Annotated in this window: 18 protein-coding genes; 10 read left to right on the plus strand and 8 right to left on the minus strand. The window is 75.9% G+C overall.

Annotated elements, in window-relative coordinates; all coding sequences use genetic code 11:
• Positions 1 to 162: 162 nt before the first annotated feature.
• The 4 genes from PH190_RS29735 to PH190_RS29750 all read left to right on the plus strand — a co-directional run bounded on the left by PH190_RS29735 (position 163) and on the right by PH190_RS29750 (position 5,237).
• Positions 163 to 1,083 carry a GntR family transcriptional regulator gene (locus PH190_RS29735; protein ID WP_274235159.1) on the plus strand — a complete coding sequence of 307 codons (921 nt, stop codon included), beginning with the start codon at positions 163 to 165 and terminating at the stop codon, positions 1,081 to 1,083.
• A gap of 31 nt (positions 1,084 to 1,114) precedes the next feature.
• A complete protein-coding gene (locus PH190_RS29740; RefSeq protein ID WP_274235160.1) occupies positions 1,115 to 2,398 on the plus strand; it encodes an aspartate aminotransferase family protein in 1,284 nt (427 codons plus the stop codon).
• A 66-nt stretch (positions 2,399 to 2,464) separates the two neighbouring features.
• On the plus strand, positions 2,465 to 3,415 hold the full coding sequence (locus tag PH190_RS29745; protein ID WP_274235161.1) for a Dyp-type peroxidase: 951 nt from the start codon (positions 2,465 to 2,467) through the stop codon (positions 3,413 to 3,415).
• Positions 3,416 to 3,419: 4 nt separating this feature from the next.
• Positions 3,420 to 5,237 (plus strand): FUSC family protein, encoded by a 1,818-nt coding sequence (locus tag PH190_RS29750; RefSeq protein WP_274235162.1) that lies wholly within the window; start codon positions 3,420 to 3,422, stop codon positions 5,235 to 5,237.
• Here PH190_RS29750 and PH190_RS29755 read toward each other — a convergent pair.
• The 3 genes from PH190_RS29755 to ypfJ all read right to left on the minus strand — a co-directional run bounded on the left by PH190_RS29755 (position 5,222) and on the right by ypfJ (position 7,328).
• Positions 5,222 to 5,770: a DUF6790 family protein gene (locus PH190_RS29755; RefSeq protein ID WP_274235163.1), complete on the minus strand. Its 549-nt coding sequence runs from the start codon at positions 5,768 to 5,770 to the stop codon at positions 5,222 to 5,224. The two genes, PH190_RS29750 and PH190_RS29755, sit on opposite strands and share 16 nt — an antisense overlap.
• A 43-nt stretch (positions 5,771 to 5,813) precedes the next feature.
• Positions 5,814 to 6,050, minus strand: a complete 237-nt coding sequence (locus tag PH190_RS29760; protein WP_274235164.1) for a hypothetical protein — start codon at positions 6,048 to 6,050, stop codon at positions 5,814 to 5,816.
• Between the two features lie 270 nt (positions 6,051 to 6,320).
• The gene (gene ypfJ, locus PH190_RS29765) at positions 6,321 to 7,328 is read right to left on the minus strand and encodes a KPN_02809 family neutral zinc metallopeptidase (protein ID WP_274235165.1); all 1,008 of its coding nucleotides are present in this window, start codon (positions 7,326 to 7,328) and stop codon (positions 6,321 to 6,323) included.
• Positions 7,329 to 7,419: 91 nt separating this feature from the next.
• Here ypfJ and PH190_RS29770 point away from each other — a divergent pair, with 91 nt between their 5' ends.
• Positions 7,420 to 7,974 (plus strand): P-loop nucleotide/nucleoside kinase family protein, encoded by a 555-nt coding sequence (locus PH190_RS29770; RefSeq protein WP_274235166.1) that lies wholly within the window; start codon positions 7,420 to 7,422, stop codon positions 7,972 to 7,974.
• Between the two features lie 24 nt (positions 7,975 to 7,998).
• The gene (locus PH190_RS29775) at positions 7,999 to 9,471 is read left to right on the plus strand and encodes a flavin-containing monooxygenase (protein ID WP_274235167.1); all 1,473 of its coding nucleotides are present in this window, start codon (positions 7,999 to 8,001) and stop codon (positions 9,469 to 9,471) included.
• Positions 9,472 to 9,478: 7 nt separating this feature from the next.
• On the opposite strand, the gene PH190_RS29780 is transcribed toward PH190_RS29775, so the two are convergent.
• On the minus strand, positions 9,479 to 9,853 hold the full coding sequence (locus PH190_RS29780) for a hypothetical protein (RefSeq protein ID WP_274235168.1): 375 nt from the start codon (positions 9,851 to 9,853) through the stop codon (positions 9,479 to 9,481).
• 174 nt (positions 9,854 to 10,027) lie between these two features.
• Here PH190_RS29780 and PH190_RS29785 point away from each other — a divergent pair, with 174 nt between their 5' ends.
• Complete coding sequence (locus tag PH190_RS29785; RefSeq protein WP_274235169.1) at positions 10,028 to 10,399, plus strand: VOC family protein; 372 nt, start codon at positions 10,028 to 10,030, stop codon at positions 10,397 to 10,399.
• Positions 10,400 to 10,539: 140 nt separating this feature from the next.
• Positions 10,540 to 10,857, plus strand: a complete 318-nt coding sequence (locus PH190_RS29790; protein ID WP_274235170.1) for a hypothetical protein — start codon at positions 10,540 to 10,542, stop codon at positions 10,855 to 10,857.
• 16 nt (positions 10,858 to 10,873) lie between these two features.
• Here the strand turns inward: PH190_RS29790 and PH190_RS29795 are convergent, their stop codons facing one another.
• Positions 10,874 to 11,935: a YihY/virulence factor BrkB family protein gene (locus PH190_RS29795; RefSeq protein WP_274235171.1), complete on the minus strand. Its 1,062-nt coding sequence runs from the start codon at positions 11,933 to 11,935 to the stop codon at positions 10,874 to 10,876.
• Positions 11,936 to 12,140: 205 nt separating this feature from the next.
• Between PH190_RS29795 and PH190_RS29800 the strand changes: the two genes are divergently transcribed.
• The gene (locus PH190_RS29800; RefSeq protein ID WP_274235172.1) at positions 12,141 to 13,139 is read left to right on the plus strand and encodes a mechanosensitive ion channel family protein; all 999 of its coding nucleotides are present in this window, start codon (positions 12,141 to 12,143) and stop codon (positions 13,137 to 13,139) included.
• Between the two features lie 251 nt (positions 13,140 to 13,390).
• A complete protein-coding gene (locus tag PH190_RS29805) occupies positions 13,391 to 13,768 on the plus strand; it encodes a hypothetical protein (RefSeq protein ID WP_274235173.1) in 378 nt (125 codons plus the stop codon).
• Between the two features lie 6 nt (positions 13,769 to 13,774).
• On the opposite strand, the gene PH190_RS29810 is transcribed toward PH190_RS29805, so the two are convergent.
• Genes PH190_RS29810 through PH190_RS29820 form a run of 3 tightly spaced genes read right to left on the minus strand, consistent with a single transcriptional unit; the run spans position 13,775 to position 15,947 of the window.
• On the minus strand, positions 13,775 to 15,034 hold the full coding sequence (locus tag PH190_RS29810) for an alpha/beta fold hydrolase (protein WP_274235174.1): 1,260 nt from the start codon (positions 15,032 to 15,034) through the stop codon (positions 13,775 to 13,777).
• Positions 15,031 to 15,276 carry a hypothetical protein gene (locus PH190_RS29815; RefSeq protein ID WP_274235175.1) on the minus strand — a complete coding sequence of 82 codons (246 nt, stop codon included), beginning with the start codon at positions 15,274 to 15,276 and terminating at the stop codon, positions 15,031 to 15,033. Before PH190_RS29815 ends, PH190_RS29810 begins: the two co-directional genes overlap by 4 nt.
• On the minus strand, positions 15,273 to 15,947 hold the full coding sequence (locus PH190_RS29820) for a VOC family protein (protein ID WP_274235176.1): 675 nt from the start codon (positions 15,945 to 15,947) through the stop codon (positions 15,273 to 15,275). Before PH190_RS29820 ends, PH190_RS29815 begins: the two co-directional genes overlap by 4 nt.
• Positions 15,948 to 15,949: the final 2 nt, after the last annotated feature.

Here is a 15,949-nt window from a genome sequence, read left to right on the forward strand (position 1 = left end):
CATCGACCCCGACCGAAGACCCCGACCCGGCGGACGACCCCGCATCCCCACCTGAGCTCGAGGACGCCCCGGCACCTCGGCGCGACCACGGAGACCTGGTGTGCCGCGTCGCCGAGGATCCGCGCGCTCGAACTCGCCCCCGGGCGATGGCACGCTGACGTCGTGCCCGACCTGGACCTCGACACGACGTCCGGCACCCCCGTGTACCGGCAGATCGTGGAGCAGATCCGGTCGCTGGTCGAGGACGGCGGGCTGCCCGCCGGCGAGCGCCTGCCGACCGTGCGCCGGCTCGCCGACAGTCTCGGAGTCAACCGCAACACCGTGTCCCGGGCCTACGCGACGCTGCGCGAGCTCGGCGTCGTCGAGACCCGGGCCGGCGGCGGGACGGCGGTGACGGCCCCGGCTCCGCGTCCGGCGCACGCCCCGGACCCGCCCGGCACCCTCGTCGACGGGGTGCGCGACGCGGTGCGCTCCGGCCTCTCGCCCGACCAGGTCCGTGACCTCGCCTTCGTCCTCGCCCAGCGCGTCGCGACGGAGGTCTCGACCGTGTTCGTCGAGTGCAACCACGAGCGCGCGCAGGCCTTCGCGAAGGAGCTCGGCGACCGCCTGCACACCGAGGTCCGCCCGAGCCTCATCGACGAGCTGGACACGGCGACCGCCGACGGCGACCTCGTCGTCACCACCTTCTTCCACCTCGCCGAGGTCCGCCGGTGGGCCCAGCACGCGCGGCGCGACGTCGAGACCGTCGCCGTGGTGGTGGCACCGCACGTCCGCACGCTGGCGCGGGTCGCCGACCTGCCGGCCGGGGCGCGCGTCGGCGTGCGCTACTCGACGCCGCACCAGGCCGAGCAGGTCCGCGACTGGTTCCGCACCGCCGGCCTCGCCGACGTCGTCGTCGTGCCGCACGACGGGGACGTCCCGGCCGACCTCGCCGTGCTCGTCGTGCCCAGCGAGGACCCCGGGCTCGCCGCGGGCGCCGCGCCGGGCACCGAGGTGGTCGAGTTCGGCAACGTCCTCGACGAGGGCTCGATCCGGATGGTCGGCGAGGTCCGGGACCGAATCCTCGAGGCACGCACCTCTTGACCTAGGACAAGTCCCGGCCCACCCTCGAGGCGTGTCCGACCGCACTGAGCACCTCGTCCGCTACGGCGTCCCCTTCGCCCCGGATCTCGTCGCGCGGGCCCACGGCTCGCGGGTGGTGACCGTCGACGGCACCGAGCTCCTCGACTTCACCTCCGGGCAGATGAGCTCCGTGCTGGGGCACAGCCACCCCGAGGTGGTCGACACGGTCACGCAGGCCGTCGCGACGCTCGACCACCTGCACAGCGGCATGCTCAGCCCGCCGCTGCTCGACCTCGCCGCCGCCCTCGCCGACACGTTGCCGGAGCCGCTGTCGAAGGTGCTGCTCGTGAGCACCGGCGCAGAGTCCAACGAGGCCGCGCTGAAGATGGCCAAGCTCGCGACGGGCCGGTACGAGGTCGTGTCGTTCGACCGCTCGTGGCACGGCATGACGCACGGTGCGGGCGCCGCGACCTTCTCCGCCGGGCGCCGCGGCTACGGCCCGCCGGTGCCCGGCAACCTCGCGCTGCCGACGCCCGACGCCTACCGCTCGCCGTTCCGCCACGCCGACGGCAGCCACGACTGGGAGGCCGAGCTGGACTTCGGCTTCGAGCTCGTCGACCGGCAGTCCGCGGGCAGCCTCGCCGCCTGCCTCGTGGAACCGATCCTCTCCTCGGGCGGCATCATCGAGCTCCCGCGCGGCTACCTCGCGAGGCTGCGCGCGAAGTGCGACGAGCGCGGCATGCTGCTCGTCCTCGACGAGGCCCAGACCGGCGTCGGGCGCACCGGCACGATGTACGCCTTCGAGCGCGACGGCGTCGCCCCCGACCTGCTGACGCTGTCGAAGACGCTCGGCGCGGGCCTTCCCGTGGCCGCCGTGGTCACGTCGCCCGAGATCGAGCAGCTCTGCCACGAACGGGGTTTCCTCTTCTACACGACCCACGTCTCCGACCCGCTCGCCGCGTCGGTCGCGCACACCGTGCTGCGGGTCGTGACGCGCGACGGGCTCGCCGAGCGCGCCCGCGGGCTGGGCGAGCTCATGAGCGCGCGGCTCGGGGAGCTGCGCGACCGCCACGAGCAGGTCGGCGACGTCCGCGGGCGCGGGCTGCTCCAGGGTGTCGAGCTCGTCGCGGACAAGGCCAGCCGGACGCCGAACCTCGCGCTCAACCACGAGCTGACCGCCGAGTGCCTGCGCCGCGGCCTGCACGTCAACATCGTCCAGCTGCCCGGGCTCGGCGGCGTCATCCGCCTGGCGCCGCCGCTGACGATCACCGACGACGACCTGCACCTCGGGCTCGACATCCTGCGCGACGCGCTCGCGACCACGACCGGGAGCTGACGCGGCCCACGGCATGATCGCCGCGCGATCTAGGCGACCCGGCGGCGCTGGGGCAGGGTGAGGCGCATGGGTTCACCCACGAGCTCTCCCGAGCCCCAGGCGGTGCTCACACCGCTCACCGAGGCCTCGATCTTCCTGACACTGGTCGTGGAGCCGGGCGGCGAGGACGGCGTGCGCGACCTGCTCGGCGACGTCGCCGGGCTGCGGCGCTCGGTCGGCTTCCGCCTGCCCGAGGGCGAGCTGACCTGCGTGGTCGGCGTCGGCGCCGCGGTGTGGGAGCGGCTGTTCGGCGGCCCGCGACCGCAGGGCCTGCACCCGTTCCGCGAGCTGCACGGCGCCCACCACGCCCCGGCGACGCCCGGCGACCTGCTCGTCCACCTGCGCGCGCACCGCCTCGACATGTGCTTCGAGCTCGCGCACCTGATCACCCAGCGGCTGCGCCGGCACGCGCGGGTCGTCGACGAGGTGCACGGGTTCCGGTTCTTCGACGAGCGCGACCTGCTCGGCTTCGTCGACGGCACCGAGAACCCCGAGGGCGGCGCCGCCCGCGCCGCGGTGCTCGTCGGCGACGAGGACCCGCGCTTCGCCGGCGGGAGCTACGCCGTCACGCAGAAGTACCTGCACGACCTCGACGGCTGGGACGCGCTGTCGACCGAGGAGCAGGAGCGCGCGATCGGGCGCACGAAGCTCGGGGACGTCGAGCTGCCCGACGACCGCAAGCCCCCGAACTCCCACGTCGCCCTGAACGTCATCTCCGACGAGCACGGCACCGAGCGGCAGATCCTGCGGTTCAACATGCCGTTCGGGCACGTCGGCACCGGCGAGTTCGGGACCTACTTCGTCAGCTACACCCGCGAGCCCGCGGTGATCGAGCAGATGCTGCACAACATGTTCGTCGGGACCCCCGAGGGCCACCACGACCGCATCCTCGACTTCTCCACCGCGATCACCGGCAACCTCTGGTTCGTCCCCACCGCCGACTTCCTCGACGACCCGCCCGTCCCGGGGGGAACCTGACGCCGTGGCCGCGGCGACGACCTCCTGGCGGGCCTTCGCCCGGGACCTCGTCCGGCTGGACCACGGCCGCCCCGACTGGTGGGACGCCGTGCGCGCGGGCGTGTGCGCGGGTGGCGCCGTGCTCGCCGGGTGGCTCGCCGGGGACGTCGCCGCCGGGCTGATCGCGAGCATCGGCGCGTTCACCGCGCTCTACGGCAACGGCCGGCCCTTCGGTTACCGGGCGCGGGAGCTCGGTGTCGTCGCGGTCGCGATGGCCGCGGTGGTGACCCTCGGCGCGCTGTCCGCGTCGTCGGTGTGGCTGGCGGTGCCGGTGGTCGCCGCGGTCGCCGTCGTCGCCACCGCGCTCTGCCGGGCGTTCGACACCGGCCCGCCCGGCGCCTACCTGTTCGTGCTGGCCGGGGCCACCGGCACCGCGGTGCCCGGCACGGTCGGCGGACCCGTGACCCTCGGCCTGCTGGTGCTCGCGGGCGGGGCGTTCGCGTGGGTCCTGCACCTGGCCGGCGTCCTCGCCGGCCCACGACGTCCCGAGCAGGACACGCTGCGCGCCGCGGTGCGCGCCGTCGGCGCCCTGCAGGCCGCCGTCGGCACCGCGCACTACCCCGCGGCGCGCGACGCGGCGGCGCGGGCGATGCACGCGTGCTGGGTCGCCCTGGTCGCTCAGCAGGCCCCGGCCACGCGACCCGACGGTCCCCTCGACCGCCTGCGCGCGCTCGCCCTCGACCTGCACGCCCTCATGGGCGAGGCGATGCGCGACCAGGACGAGGGCCGCTCCCCCGCCCCGGACGCCGGCGACCGCCTCGCCGCGCTCGCGGCGTCCGTCGCCGACCCGCCGCCGGTCCGCCCCCTCGCCCGCGGCGTGGTCCCGCTCGGCGGCCCGGGCGCGGGCCGGGTGCTGCGCGAGCTGCTCGCCCCCGGGTCGCCGTGGCGGGCGGTGCTGCTGCGGGTGGGGATCGCCGCGCTCGCCGCCGGCGCGGTCGGGGCGCTCGCCGGGCTCGACCACGCCTACTGGGCGGTCGCGGCCGCCGTGCTCGTCCTGTGCCAGGGACTCGGCTGGACCGGGACCCTCGAGCGCGCGGCGCTGCGCCTGGTCGGGACGTGGCTCGGGCTGGTGGTCGCCGCCGCCGTGCTCGCGACGCGGCCGTCGGGGATCGCGCTGGTGCTGGTCATCGCGGTGCTCCAGGGCGCCGTCCAGCCGACGATGCCCCGCAACTACGGGCTCGGGGTCGTCGTGGTCACCCCGCTCGCCCTGACGATCGGGAGCGCCGGGCACCCCGCCGACCTCGGGGCGCTGCTGCTCGCCCGCGGCGTCGACACCGCCGTCGGCTGCGCGCTCGGGGTGGTCGTGTTCCTGCTGGTCGCGCCGGGGACCGACCGGCCGCCGCCGGCGACGCTCGTGGCCGCGAGCCTGCGGGACGCCGCCCGCGTCGTGCCCCACCTCGCCGCCGGCAGCACCACCTCGCTGCCGGCCCGCGACGCGCGCCGGGACCTCGCCCGACACCTCCTCGCGCTCGCCGACGCGCACGGTGCCGCCGAGGCCGCGCCGCTCGGACGGATCGCGGACACGACGGTCTGGTGGCCCGCGCTCGACGCCGCCCGCCACCTCGCGCACCGGGTCCTCGCGGCGTGCTGGGCGGTGGACCGCGGCGAGTCGGCGCTGCTGCCCGTCACGCGCGCCGACGCCCTCACCGCCGAGCTCGGCGCGCTGGCCGGGACGGTCGAGCACGGCGGGACGGCGCCCGAGGGCGGGTCGTCCCCCGGCGACGGCACCTTCGCGCCCGAGCTGGCGGCGCTGCGGCGGTCGCTGCCTCAGGTCGCGACGTAGAGGCCGATGACGACCAGCGGTGCGACGACGTCGAACCAGAAGATGAACCCGGTGTTGCCCGGCGACGTGTTGCGCGCCCGCAGCCGCTGCACCACGTGCCCGACGGCCGCGCCGAGGTAGAAGATCGAGAACGCGATGACGGTCGCGAGCTGGAACCCGCGGTCGAACCCGGGCGCCAGCACGCCGAGCACGCCGATCAGCACGCCGGCGAGCCCGACCTCCCACTGGAACGGGCTCCCGCGCGGCCAGCCGATGGAGTCCGCGATCGGGTCGGGCATGACGAGGTGCCCGGAGCCGACGATGATCGCGTTGACGCCGACGACCCACGCCAGCGCGTTGTCCAGTGTCGCGGGGAGCAGGCCCGCGGTCCCGTACCGGGCGAGCTGCACGACCTCGGCGACGACGAACCCGACGATGCCGATGTAGGTCGTCAGGCTCAGCAGCCGCAGCACCCAGGCCGGCGGGCCGTCGTCCGGGGCCGCCGGCGCCGTCGGGCCCGCCTCGGCCCGCACCGGCGACTCCTCCGTGGTCACCGGCACATCGTCACAGCGGCCGGGGCCCGGAGGCACCACCCGCTCAGGTGGTGGTCCGGTCCGTCCCGCGGGAGACGCCCGGATCGACGATCGCCAGCGGCGTGGTCGGCTGGTGCGTCGCGTAGCGGCGGGGCCGGCCGTCGCGCGGGGGCGGAGGCGCGGGAGCGGCCGGCACGCCCCGGGTGTCCACGGTCGCGAGGACCTCCACCCCGAACGGCCACCCGGTGCGCCGCGCCGCGCGGGCGGCGTCGGCGAGCTGGTCGAGGTCGCGGCCGCTCACCCCGCCCGTCCGCGGCGAGGAGCCGAGTGGCGCGGGCGTCTCCGGCTCGGGACGGGGCCGGGCGTCGGCACGGTGCGACCCGGGCGACCCGGCCGACCCGTCGGGAGCGGGGCCGGTGTCGCGGCGCCTGCCGGTCCGGGCCCTCCTGTGGTGTCCCATCGCCGACCACTCCCCCCGCGCCCGCACGCACCGTGCCCGCCGTCACCCCGGAGAACGAGCGACGTCGCGCCGGGCGACGACCGTGTCCGCGATCGGGCGAGACCGGGGAGATCAGCCCAGGTCGTTGGTGCGGAAGGTGTTGCAGCGGGTGGGGTCGCCGGTGGTGTAGCCCGTGGTCAGCCACTTCTTGCGCTGCGCGGACGTGCCGTGGGTGAACGAGTCCGGGTCGACGGTGCCGCCGCCGAGGCGCCCCTGGATGTAGTCGTCGCCGATGCGCTGCGCGGCGTCGACCGCGCCGTCGAGGTCGGCCTGCGTGACGTCGGTGATCAGCGCCGGGCGCCCGTCGGCGGGCGTCGTCGCGTGGTTCATCCAGACCCCGGCGTAGCAGTCGGCCTGCAGCTCCAGGCGCACGGCGTCCGAGCTCGCGCCTTGGCGCGTGCGGACCGCGGCCTCGGTGCCGAGCAGGTCCTGCACGTGGTGGCCGTACTCGTGGGCGAGCACGTAGGCGTTGGTCAGCCCGCCGCCCTGGGCGCCGAACTGCTGGCGCAGCTGGTCGTAGAACGTGAGGTCGATGTAGACGAGGTCGTCGGCCGGGCAGTAGAACGGCCCGGCGCTGGAGTCGGCGCTGCCGCAGCGGGTGTTCACCCGCCCGGAGAAGAAGACCGTGTCGGAGCGCTGGTAGGTCGGCGCCGCCCCGCGGGTGACCCGCGCGATCTGGCCGTAGCCGCCGCCCGCCCAGTACGCCTGGATCGAGTTGATGTCCGCGACGATCGCGCAGTCGGGGTTGGTGTTGGCGTCCGCGCCGGTGCGGCACTCGCTCGCCAGCTCCGACGTCCCGGCCACCGGCGGCCCGCCGGGCTCCCCGAAGCCGCCCGCCACCGGCGCCGACGTGCCGCCCCCGCCCAGGAACGACACGGCGAGGAACCCGACGACCACGACGACGATGAGGACCCAGCTGACCTTGCCGCTGCGCCCCCGGAAGAGCAGGGAGATCAGCATCGGCAGCAGCCCGCCGGCGAGCCCGCTGCCGCCACCCCCGTACGACGGCCCGCCGCCGCCCTGGCCCCGCTGGTCGGTGACCTCGGACGCGTCGAGCTGGGCGTCGTCGTCGTAGCGCATGGCGGGCCCCCGGGCGGGTGGAGGGACGTCGTGTCGGGGTCGATCCTGGCGCAGCCGGGCCCCGCGCGTCGCCTCGTGCGACGGTGTGCCGGTGCTGGCCGAGGTGTACGTCGTCGCGGGCGCTCCGGGAGCGGGGAAGAGCACGGTCGCCGACCGGCTGATCGAGCTGCTCACGCCGCCCCCGGCTCTGCTCGACAAGGACACGATGTACGGCGACTTCGTCGCGGCGACGCTCGCGGCCGCCGGGCGCCCGGACGACGAGCGCGAGGGCCCCTGGTACGACGAGCACGTCAAGGCCCACGAGTACGCGGGCATGACCGCGGTGGCCCGGGAGGTCCGCGCGCGGGGGTGCCCGGTGGTGCTGTGCGCGCCGTTCACCGGCCAGATCCGCGACCCGGCGCGGTGGCGGGGATGGGTCGAGGAGCTCGGAGGCGAGCCCGTGCACCTCATCTGGGTGTCGTGCGACCCGTCGACGCTGTGGCGGCGCCTCGAGGCCCGCGGCCGCGCCCACGACGCGGGGAAGCTCGCCGCGTTCGACGCCTTCGTCGCCCGCATGCGTCCGGACACCCCGCCGCCCGTGCCGCACCTGCCGGTGGACACGACGGCCTCGATCGACGACCAGCTGCCGCACGCGCAGAATCCCTGATCACGCGCTCGCCGAGGGAGGGGCATGGTCGACCGTGAGCTCGACGTCCTCGTGATCGGGGCGGGCGTCGGTGGGCTCGCCGCGCTGCACCTGCTGCGCGCCGAGGGCCTGCGCGTGCGGGCCTACGACGCGGCCGGGGACGTCGGCGGCGTCTGGTGGTGGCACGGCCATCCCGGCTCGCACCTCGACACCGAGGGCCCCGCCTACCAGTTCTCGTTCTGCGAGGAGCTCTACCGCGACTGGGGCTGGAGCGAGCGCTACCCGGCGGGCTACGAGGTGCAGCGCTGGCTGCGCTTCGTCGCCGACCGGCTCGACCTGCGCCGCGACCTGGCGCTGCGCACCCGCGTCGTGAGCGCCCACCTCGACGACGCCCGCGGGCGCTGGACCGTGCGCACCGACCGCGGCGAGGCGATCGACACGCGGTTCGTCGTCGCGTGCACCGGCCTGCTCCCCGGCCCGGCCGCGGACCTCGCCACCGACGACTTCGCCGGCACCGTCCTGCGCACCTCGGACTGGCCGGAGGGACGCCACGACCTCGCCGGGCGGCGGGTCGGCGTCGTGGGCCCGGGCACCGCCGGCGTGCAGCTCGTGCCGTGGATCGCCCGCGACACCGCGCACCTGACCGTCCTCTCGTGCGCGCCGGTGTGGGTGGTCGCGCGGTCGAACCCGGTCTACGGCTGGGCCGAGCGCGACGCCTACCGGGCGCGGTTCACCGAGCTGCGCACGACGCTGCCGACCACCACGACCGGCGACCGCTACGAACCCCGGCACCGCCCCGCCGACCTCGAGCCGGCCGAGCGGCGGGCGCTGCTCGAGGACCTGCGGCGCGACGGCTCGCGGCGCCTGTGGCTCGACGGCCTCACCGGGCTGGGCACCGACCCCGCGGTGGACGCGGAGGTGACCGCGGTGGTCCGCGACGCGATGGTCGCCCGGCTCGGCGACCCGCGGCTCGTCGACGCGCTCGTGCCCGCCGACCACGGCGTCGCGACCGGCCCGGTGGCCCTCGACGACGGCTACCTCGAGGCGTGCGCGCGCCCGGACGTCGACGTCGTCGACCTGCGCCGGGACCCGATCGCGGCCGTACGCCCCGAGGGTGTGGTGCTCGCGTCCGGGGCCGTCCACGACCTGGACGTGCTCGTGCTGGCCGAGGAGCCCGACGCCGGAGCGCCCGCGCTGGGCGCGATCGACGTGCGCGGACGGGACGGGCGTGCGCTCGATCCGTCGGCGTCGCTGCTGGGCCTCGCGGCGCCGGGCTTCCCGAACCTCGTCACCACCGCCGCGCCGCCCGCGCCCACCTCGCGGCACGCGGTGATGACGACGGTCCGCGAGCACCAGGCCGCGTGGATCGCCCGGGCGGTCCGCGACCTCGACGCCGCGGGGTGCGCGACGCTCGAGGCGGTCGGGACCGGGCCGGCGACCGTCGACGGGGTCGGCGACTACCTCGCGCGCTGCGCGGCGGAGGCGGCCGCGGGCTACCCGTCGTTCCGCCGCCGCTGAGCGGGTCCTAGGAGGCGGGCGACCAGACGCAGTCGCCGCTGAACTGGACGAGGCCGTCGCTGGCGCGCACCGTGACGTAGGCGGGGCCCTCGTTGGTGGTCTCCGGGATGCCGATGGGCGTGCCGTCGGCCTCCTGGCGGAAGGCGGCGCAGAACGGGAACAGGCTGCCCTGCGGCGCGCCGGGGGTGCGGTAGCGGCCGGGGGCGATCTCGGCGCCGACGGTGTAGGTGCCCTGTCCGAAGCTGCCGACCGGTACGGCGGGGTCGGCGGTCGGCTCGGCGGCGCTGGCCGAGGACGGCACGGGGTAGGTCGGGGCCGTCGTGGCGGAGGAGGGCGGGGTGCTCGTCGCGGCGGCGAAGGCGCCGGCCCACTGCTGGGTCATCGCTGGTCTCCCCCGACGGATCTCCTGGTCGCCGGTGTCTCGTCGCCCGCGAACCGGGCGTTACGGGCCGTCACCGGGTCGGCGACCGCGCCGCCGGGCCGGACGTGACGCCGCTCATCCCGCGGGCCCGCCGGGCGCCTCGCCCCGACCGGCCCCGGCTAACCTGGCCGCGCCATGACACCTCGCCGTGCCCAGCCGATCGCCGTGGCCGTGGACGCCCGCGATCCCGAGGTGCTCGCGTGGTTCTGGTGCGGGGTGCTCGGGTCGTCGGTCGTGCGCCGGTGGCACGACGCCCACGGCACCGCGTACGTCGAGGTCGGCCTCGTCGGCGACGTCGTGCTGCTGTTCCAGGCCGTCGCGGCGCCGACGGCGGGCAAGAACCGGCTGCACCTCGACGTCGCCGCCCCCGGCGACCAGCGTGCCGAGGTCGAGCGGCTCGTCGGCCTCGGGGCGCGGGTGCTCGACGAGGCGCCCGACCACCCGTGGATCGTGCTCGCCGACCCCGAGGGCAACGAGTTCTGCGTGCTGCCGGCGCGGGCCTCGTGACCCGTCCGGTGCCGCGTGTCGTCAGGGGCTCGGAGAGCCCGGAGAGGTAGGCAGTGCCCAGGTCAGCGCCACCCGTGCCGCCCGCGTCACCCGTGTCACCCGAGCCGCCCGCGTCACCCGTGCCACCCCAGGGGTCCCGCATGCCCAGCCGTCACGTCTCCCGCCGCCGCGTCCTGACCCGGCGCACCGGCCGTCACGTGCCCGCCCTGCTCGCCGGCCTGCTGTGGCGCACCGTCGGCGCCGGGTGGTGGGTCAGCCGGGGCTGGTGGACCGCGCGCACCGCCGTGCTCACCACGATCGCCGGGGTCGGGTCGCGGCGCCGCCCCCGCCGCCGCGACGACGACCGGATCCGTGCGCGCCGCCGCGTCCACGCCGGCCGCACCCCGGCACGACCGGTGCCGGGCGCCCGCCCGGGCGGGCGGGCAGGGCGGCGAACACGGCGGCGACCGCGTCGCTGAGGCGCGGCGACGACCGTCAGGCGTCCACCGCGTCGTCGGCCTTCGCCGCTCCCCGCGTGCCCATCGGCTGCGGCGGGCCCGTGGTCGTGTCCTGCTCGGTCTGGTACTCCGCCTCGGAGTTGATCTCGGCGCCGAGCAGCACGATGTACGCCGTCAGGTAGAGCCACAGCAGGAAGACGACGATGCCGGCGAGCGCCCCGTAGGTCTTGTTGTAGCTGCCGAAGTTGTCGACGTAGAAGCTGAAGGCGATGCTCCCGACGACCCACAGCACGGTCGCGAACAGCGAGCCCGGCGTCACCCAGCGGAAGCGGGGCGCGTCGCGGTCGGGCGCGACCCGGTAGGCCACGGCGAGGCCGACGACGACCAGCAGCACCAGCAGCACCCAGCGCACGACCTGCGCGAGGATGCGCCCGGCCGTGCCGAGGGCGTCGAGCAGCACCGGCGCCACGGCCACGAGGGCGACCGCGACGACGACGAACACGATCGCGCCGAGCGTCAGCAGGAGCGCGATGGCGCGCAGCTTCACCGCGCCGCGGCCCTCGGTCTCGTCGTAGGCGATGTTGATCGCGGCCATGAGGTTCTGCGTCCCGCTCGAGGCGCTGAACAGGGCGGCGAGGATCGAGATGACCAGGCCGGTGGTCAGGCTGCCGGTCCCGGCGTTGACGACCGCGCCGATCTGGTCGGTGACGAGGCTCTGGGCGCTGGCGGGCAGCGCCTGCGACAGGCTCTCGATGGTGGCCGCCACCTGCGCCGGGTCGGCCACCAGGCCGTAGAGCGACACCAGGGCGATGAGCGCCGGGATGATCGCCAGGAACCCGAAGAACGCGACGCCGCCCGCGAGCATGCTCACGTTGTCGGCGCTGCTCTCCCCGAAGGCGCGGCGGACGATCTGCCACCAGCCGCGCGCCGGCACCTGCTGCGGCGAGGTGGCCCGCCCCCCGGGCACGCCCGGTGTCGCGTCCTCCACCGCGGGGCGCGGGCGGGCGCGGGGCCGGGTCCGCGCCGGGGCGTCGTCGGGTGCGTGCAGCACCGTGCGGACGACGAGCACGGCGGACAACAGTCGGGCGACGAGTCCCACGGCGGACGTCCCTCCGGTCGGCAGGCGCCGCTGGTACCCGGAGCGTCGCCGGCGGAATCACCGATCCGGATGTGGAGCTCGACCCGGCGGCCGCCGCGAGGCCCGATCGGGTGATGAGGCGGTTCCGCCCGTCACCGATCGGGCACCAGGGCCGCGCACCACGGAGTGAGTCGGCACCGACGCCGACCGGACGAGGAGACGGACCATGAGCCCTGCACCGCCGAGCGGGGGTGGGTTCAACGTGCTGCAGAGCCTGCAGAACGCGTTCACCACCCTGCTGAACTACGTGCCGAACGTCATCGGGGCCCTGCTGGTCCTGCTCATCGGCTACATCATCGCCCGCCTCATCCGGGCCGGGATCACCAAGCTGCTGCGCCGCGTGCGCCTCGACGAGCGCCTGACCCACGGCCGCGGCGGCGAGTACGTCGCCCGCTTCTCCCCCGACGGCAGCCCCTCGAAGCTCGTCGGGCTGGTCGTGCAGTGGGTCCTGCTCGTCTTCGTCATCGTCTCCGCCGTCGGGACGCTGAACATCCCGGCCGTCACCGGGTTCGTGAACCTGGTCCTGTCGTACCTGCCGAACGTGCTCGCCGCGGTGCTGATCTTCCTCGTCGCCGCCGCGATCGCCGCCGCCGTCGGCGGGCTGGTGCACCGCACGATGGGCGACACCCCGACCGGCCGCGTCGCCCGCAGCGCCGCGCCCACGCTGGTCATGGCGATCGCCGTCTTCATGATCCTCAACCAGCTCGGTATCGCGGAGACCATCGTCACCGCCACCTACATCGCCCTCATCGGCGCGGTCGCGCTCGGCTCGGCGCTGGCCTTCGGTCTCGGTGGGCGCGACGCGGCCGCAGACCTCATCAACTCCGGCTACCGCCGCGCCCAGCAGCAGTCCGACCAGGTCCGCCAGGACATGGCGGTCGGCCGCCAGCGGGCCGAGGCCGACGCCCGGGCGCACGCCCCGAGCGGGCTGCAGGGCGGCCAGGGCGCCCCGGCCGGTGCCCCGACGCCGCCCAACGGCACCCCGGTCCCGGGCCACGACCCCTACGCGGGCGCCCCGGGCGCCGCGCCGACGCAGGCCGGCCAGCCCGGCACCGCCGGCCCGGCCACCCGTCCCGGCGACCCTTACGGTCCCGGTGACGCCTCCCCCGGCGCGACCGAGCCCGTCTCGCCCGGCACCCCGCCCGGGGGCACGCCCCGGCGCTGACCCTCGTCCCCGGAGGACACCCGACCCGCCCCGGCGCGCGCCACGCGCCGGGGCGGTCGTGTGTCCGGGGCCGCCGTCAGCGGCACGCCCACCGGGACGCGACGATCGCGGCCCGGGTGCGCGAGCGCAGGTCGGGCGCCTCCACCGGAGCGCGCTGACGCCCGACGCGTCACCTCGCCGAGGTCCGGGTACACGACCCCGGACGCCGGTTGACCTGTCCAGCCCGCGATCGCCCGTCGAGCGGGAGGATCATGGATGCGACAGGGGACCACGGGATCGCGCGCCACCACACGGCTGATGGCCGGCGTGGTGGGACCGCTGCTCTACGCCTCCCTGCGGAGAGCCGACCGTCGAGCCGATCGCAGGACCGACCGCCGGACGACGGTGGCGGTCCCGCCGTCAAGCGGGTCCGCGCCGCGGCCGCCGAGCTGAGGGCGCTGCTGACCGGCGACGTCCCGGCGCGGGACGAGACCCACGAGGTCGTCGACGAGCTCGCCGCCCTCGTGCAGCTCGCCGCCCTCGCCGGGCACGCGGCCGTCGGTCGGCGCAGCGACGACGTCGAGGGCGCCGCGGTGCGGTTCACCCAGGCGCTGCAGTCGCTGCGCGACGACCCCGGACGGGACGACTGAGCCCGGTCAGCCCCGCGGCGGCGCCAGCTCGTGGCGCTCGCGCAGCCACGCCGCGACCTGCTCCGCGGCCAGCTCGTTGCCCGTCGGCTCGCCCGCGGCGATGGCGCCGCCGAAGTGGGTCCCGCGCACGGCGACGTGGGTGCGGTCCGCGGCGCCGAGCGCGCCCACCATGGCGCGGGTGTCCGACGGGAACGCCGCCTGGTCGCCGGTGAGCTCGACGAACAGGGTCGGCGCGGTGACGCCCGGCGCGCAGCGGACGAAGTCGGCGTTCGTCGAGAGCCCCGACCACGTCGAGAGCCAGGCCTCGGGCGTCGTGAGCCGCCCGAACCCGACCTGGCCGTAGTTGATGAGGTCGGGCCGCGCGCCGAACAGCGAGCCGTAGGGCCGCTCGCTGGGGTCGAGCGAGAGGTCGACCGTGCGCGGGTCGGCGTCGGTGCGGAACACGGTGATGACGTGCGGGGCGAGCGCGCGGCGCCGGTCAGCCGGGTCGCCGGAGGCCTGGTGGGCGGCGCGGGCCTCGGCGGCGCGGGCGACGTGCTCACGCGCGACGGCGTCGATGCGTGCGACGCGGTCGCGCTGCGCGGCGCGGTAGCGCTCGAGGAACGCCGGCGCGTACGACGAGCTGCGCGGCGGCTCGACGAACCCGTTCTCGCTCCGGAACGGGTCGAGCTCTCCCACGACGGACAGGGGGTCGCGCTCGTCGGCCACCGACGGGTCGATGCAGCCCAGCAGCAGCCGGCCCTGGCCCGGGTGCGGGGCGAGGAACACGACGCCGTCGGCGGTCGGCATGCTCGCGGCGGCGAGCTTCGTGGGCCGCCCCGCCGGGGTGGTGGCGAGCCGGTCGTCCGGCGCGAGGCCGGCCTGCTCGAGGTAGAACGCGAAGAGCGTGCCGCCCCCGGAATGCCCCAGCGGGACGATCGCGTCGAACCCCCGCTCGCGCAGGAACACCATGCCCGCCGCGACGTCGAGCAGCGCCTGCTCGTGCACGAGCGTCAGGTCGTTGTTCACCGAGCGGGTGTGCTGCGTCCACACCGCCGCGCCGGCGCGCAGCAGGTGCGGCACCAGCGCGTGGTGGGTGAGGTCCTGGCGCGGGTGCATCAGGCACACCACCGTGCGCGCGCCCGGCACCGTCGCGAGCACCCCGCGCACCGTCGCGCCGTCGGACGTCGTCAGCTCGTGGACGCTCGTGGTCGTGGCGGCCGGGCGCTCGTCGGCCGCCACGTAGCGCCCGGCACCGAGCCCCTCGGTCGCCGTCGGCGCGCTCATGCGGGCTCGACGCGCAGCGCGTCCTTGTCGTGCTGGGCGATGCGCCCGCCCGCGACCCCGGCGATGCACGAGTACCAGACCGCGTGCCGGCAGCCCGTCGCGCGCCGGTCGACGACGATCGGGCCGTCGGCGGTGATCTCGAAGTAGGGCCCGACCCGGCCGACGGTGACCTCCGGGTCTTCCGCTGCGACCTTGGCGACGGTGGTGTTCTCCGGGACGTCGAGGACGTAGAGGGCGGTCACGACGTCACCCCCTGCGCCGGCTCCTGCTCCTGCTGGCGCGTGCGCTCCTGGGCGAGCTCCCAGTCGGCCGCGCGCTCGACGATGAGCTCGGCCTTGCGCGCGAGCAGCTTGCCGAACGTCGGCTCGGGCTCGCCGACGACGTCGAGCAGCGCGTCGATCGTGAGGTTGGCGTCGAGGTCCTCCTGCGGCGTCACCGGACGCATCGCGCGGGTGAACTCGACCATGTAGCCGTTCGGGTCGTGGGTGTAGATCGACTCGATGGTCTCGTGCTGGATCTGCATCTCCACCGGCCACGTCGAGGCGTCGAGGCGCCGGCGGTACTCCAGCAGGTCGTCCTCGCCGTCGACGTGGATGGCCAGGTGGCGAGACCGGACGAAGAACTCCGGCACCTCGGGCCCGAAGCCGGCGTAGACGTCGCCGCGGGCCTCGTCGTGCTGGCGCTCGAGGCCGAAGTAGTAGAAGAACGCGATCCGGTCGTCGTTGCCGATGTCGAAGAAGAAGTGGATGAAGTCCGGGTGGTTCTCCGGGCCCCAGCCGGCGGCACAGATCGAGTGCACGACCGGGAAGCCGAGGACGTCACGGTAGAAGCGCACCGTGGCGGCCGGGTCGAAGGTGGGGAACGCCGCGTGGTCCACGCCGCGCACCTTGTGCTCGAGCGGTGCGTCCGTCATGG

Source organism: Actinomycetospora straminea, from assembly GCF_028737255.1.
Taxonomy (GTDB): Bacteria; Actinomycetota; Actinomycetes; order Mycobacteriales; family Pseudonocardiaceae; genus Actinomycetospora; species Actinomycetospora straminea.

Excerpts from the sequence above, each read along its gene's own strand:
- PH190_RS29805 (WP_274235173.1), top strand. The coding sequence starts at position 13,391 with ATGGATGCGACAGGGGACCACGGGATCGCGCGCCACCACACGGCTGAT.
- PH190_RS29775 (WP_274235167.1), top strand. The coding sequence starts at position 7,999 with ATGGTCGACCGTGAGCTCGACGTCCTCGTGATCGGGGCGGGCGTCGGT.
- PH190_RS29785 (WP_274235169.1), top strand. The coding sequence starts at position 10,028 with ATGACACCTCGCCGTGCCCAGCCGATCGCCGTGGCCGTGGACGCCCGC.
- PH190_RS29790 (WP_274235170.1), top strand. The coding sequence starts at position 10,540 with ATGCCCAGCCGTCACGTCTCCCGCCGCCGCGTCCTGACCCGGCGCACC.
- PH190_RS29780 (WP_274235168.1), bottom strand. The coding sequence starts at position 9,853 with ATGACCCAGCAGTGGGCCGGCGCCTTCGCCGCCGCGACGAGCACCCCG.
- ypfJ (WP_274235165.1), bottom strand. The coding sequence starts at position 7,328 with ATGCGCTACGACGACGACGCCCAGCTCGACGCGTCCGAGGTCACCGAC.
- PH190_RS29800 (WP_274235172.1), top strand. The coding sequence starts at position 12,141 with ATGAGCCCTGCACCGCCGAGCGGGGGTGGGTTCAACGTGCTGCAGAGC.
- PH190_RS29820 (WP_274235176.1), bottom strand. The coding sequence starts at position 15,947 with ATGACGGACGCACCGCTCGAGCACAAGGTGCGCGGCGTGGACCACGCG.
- PH190_RS29745 (WP_274235161.1), top strand. The coding sequence starts at position 2,465 with ATGGGTTCACCCACGAGCTCTCCCGAGCCCCAGGCGGTGCTCACACCG.
- PH190_RS29810 (WP_274235174.1), bottom strand. The coding sequence starts at position 15,034 with ATGAGCGCGCCGACGGCGACCGAGGGGCTCGGTGCCGGGCGCTACGTG.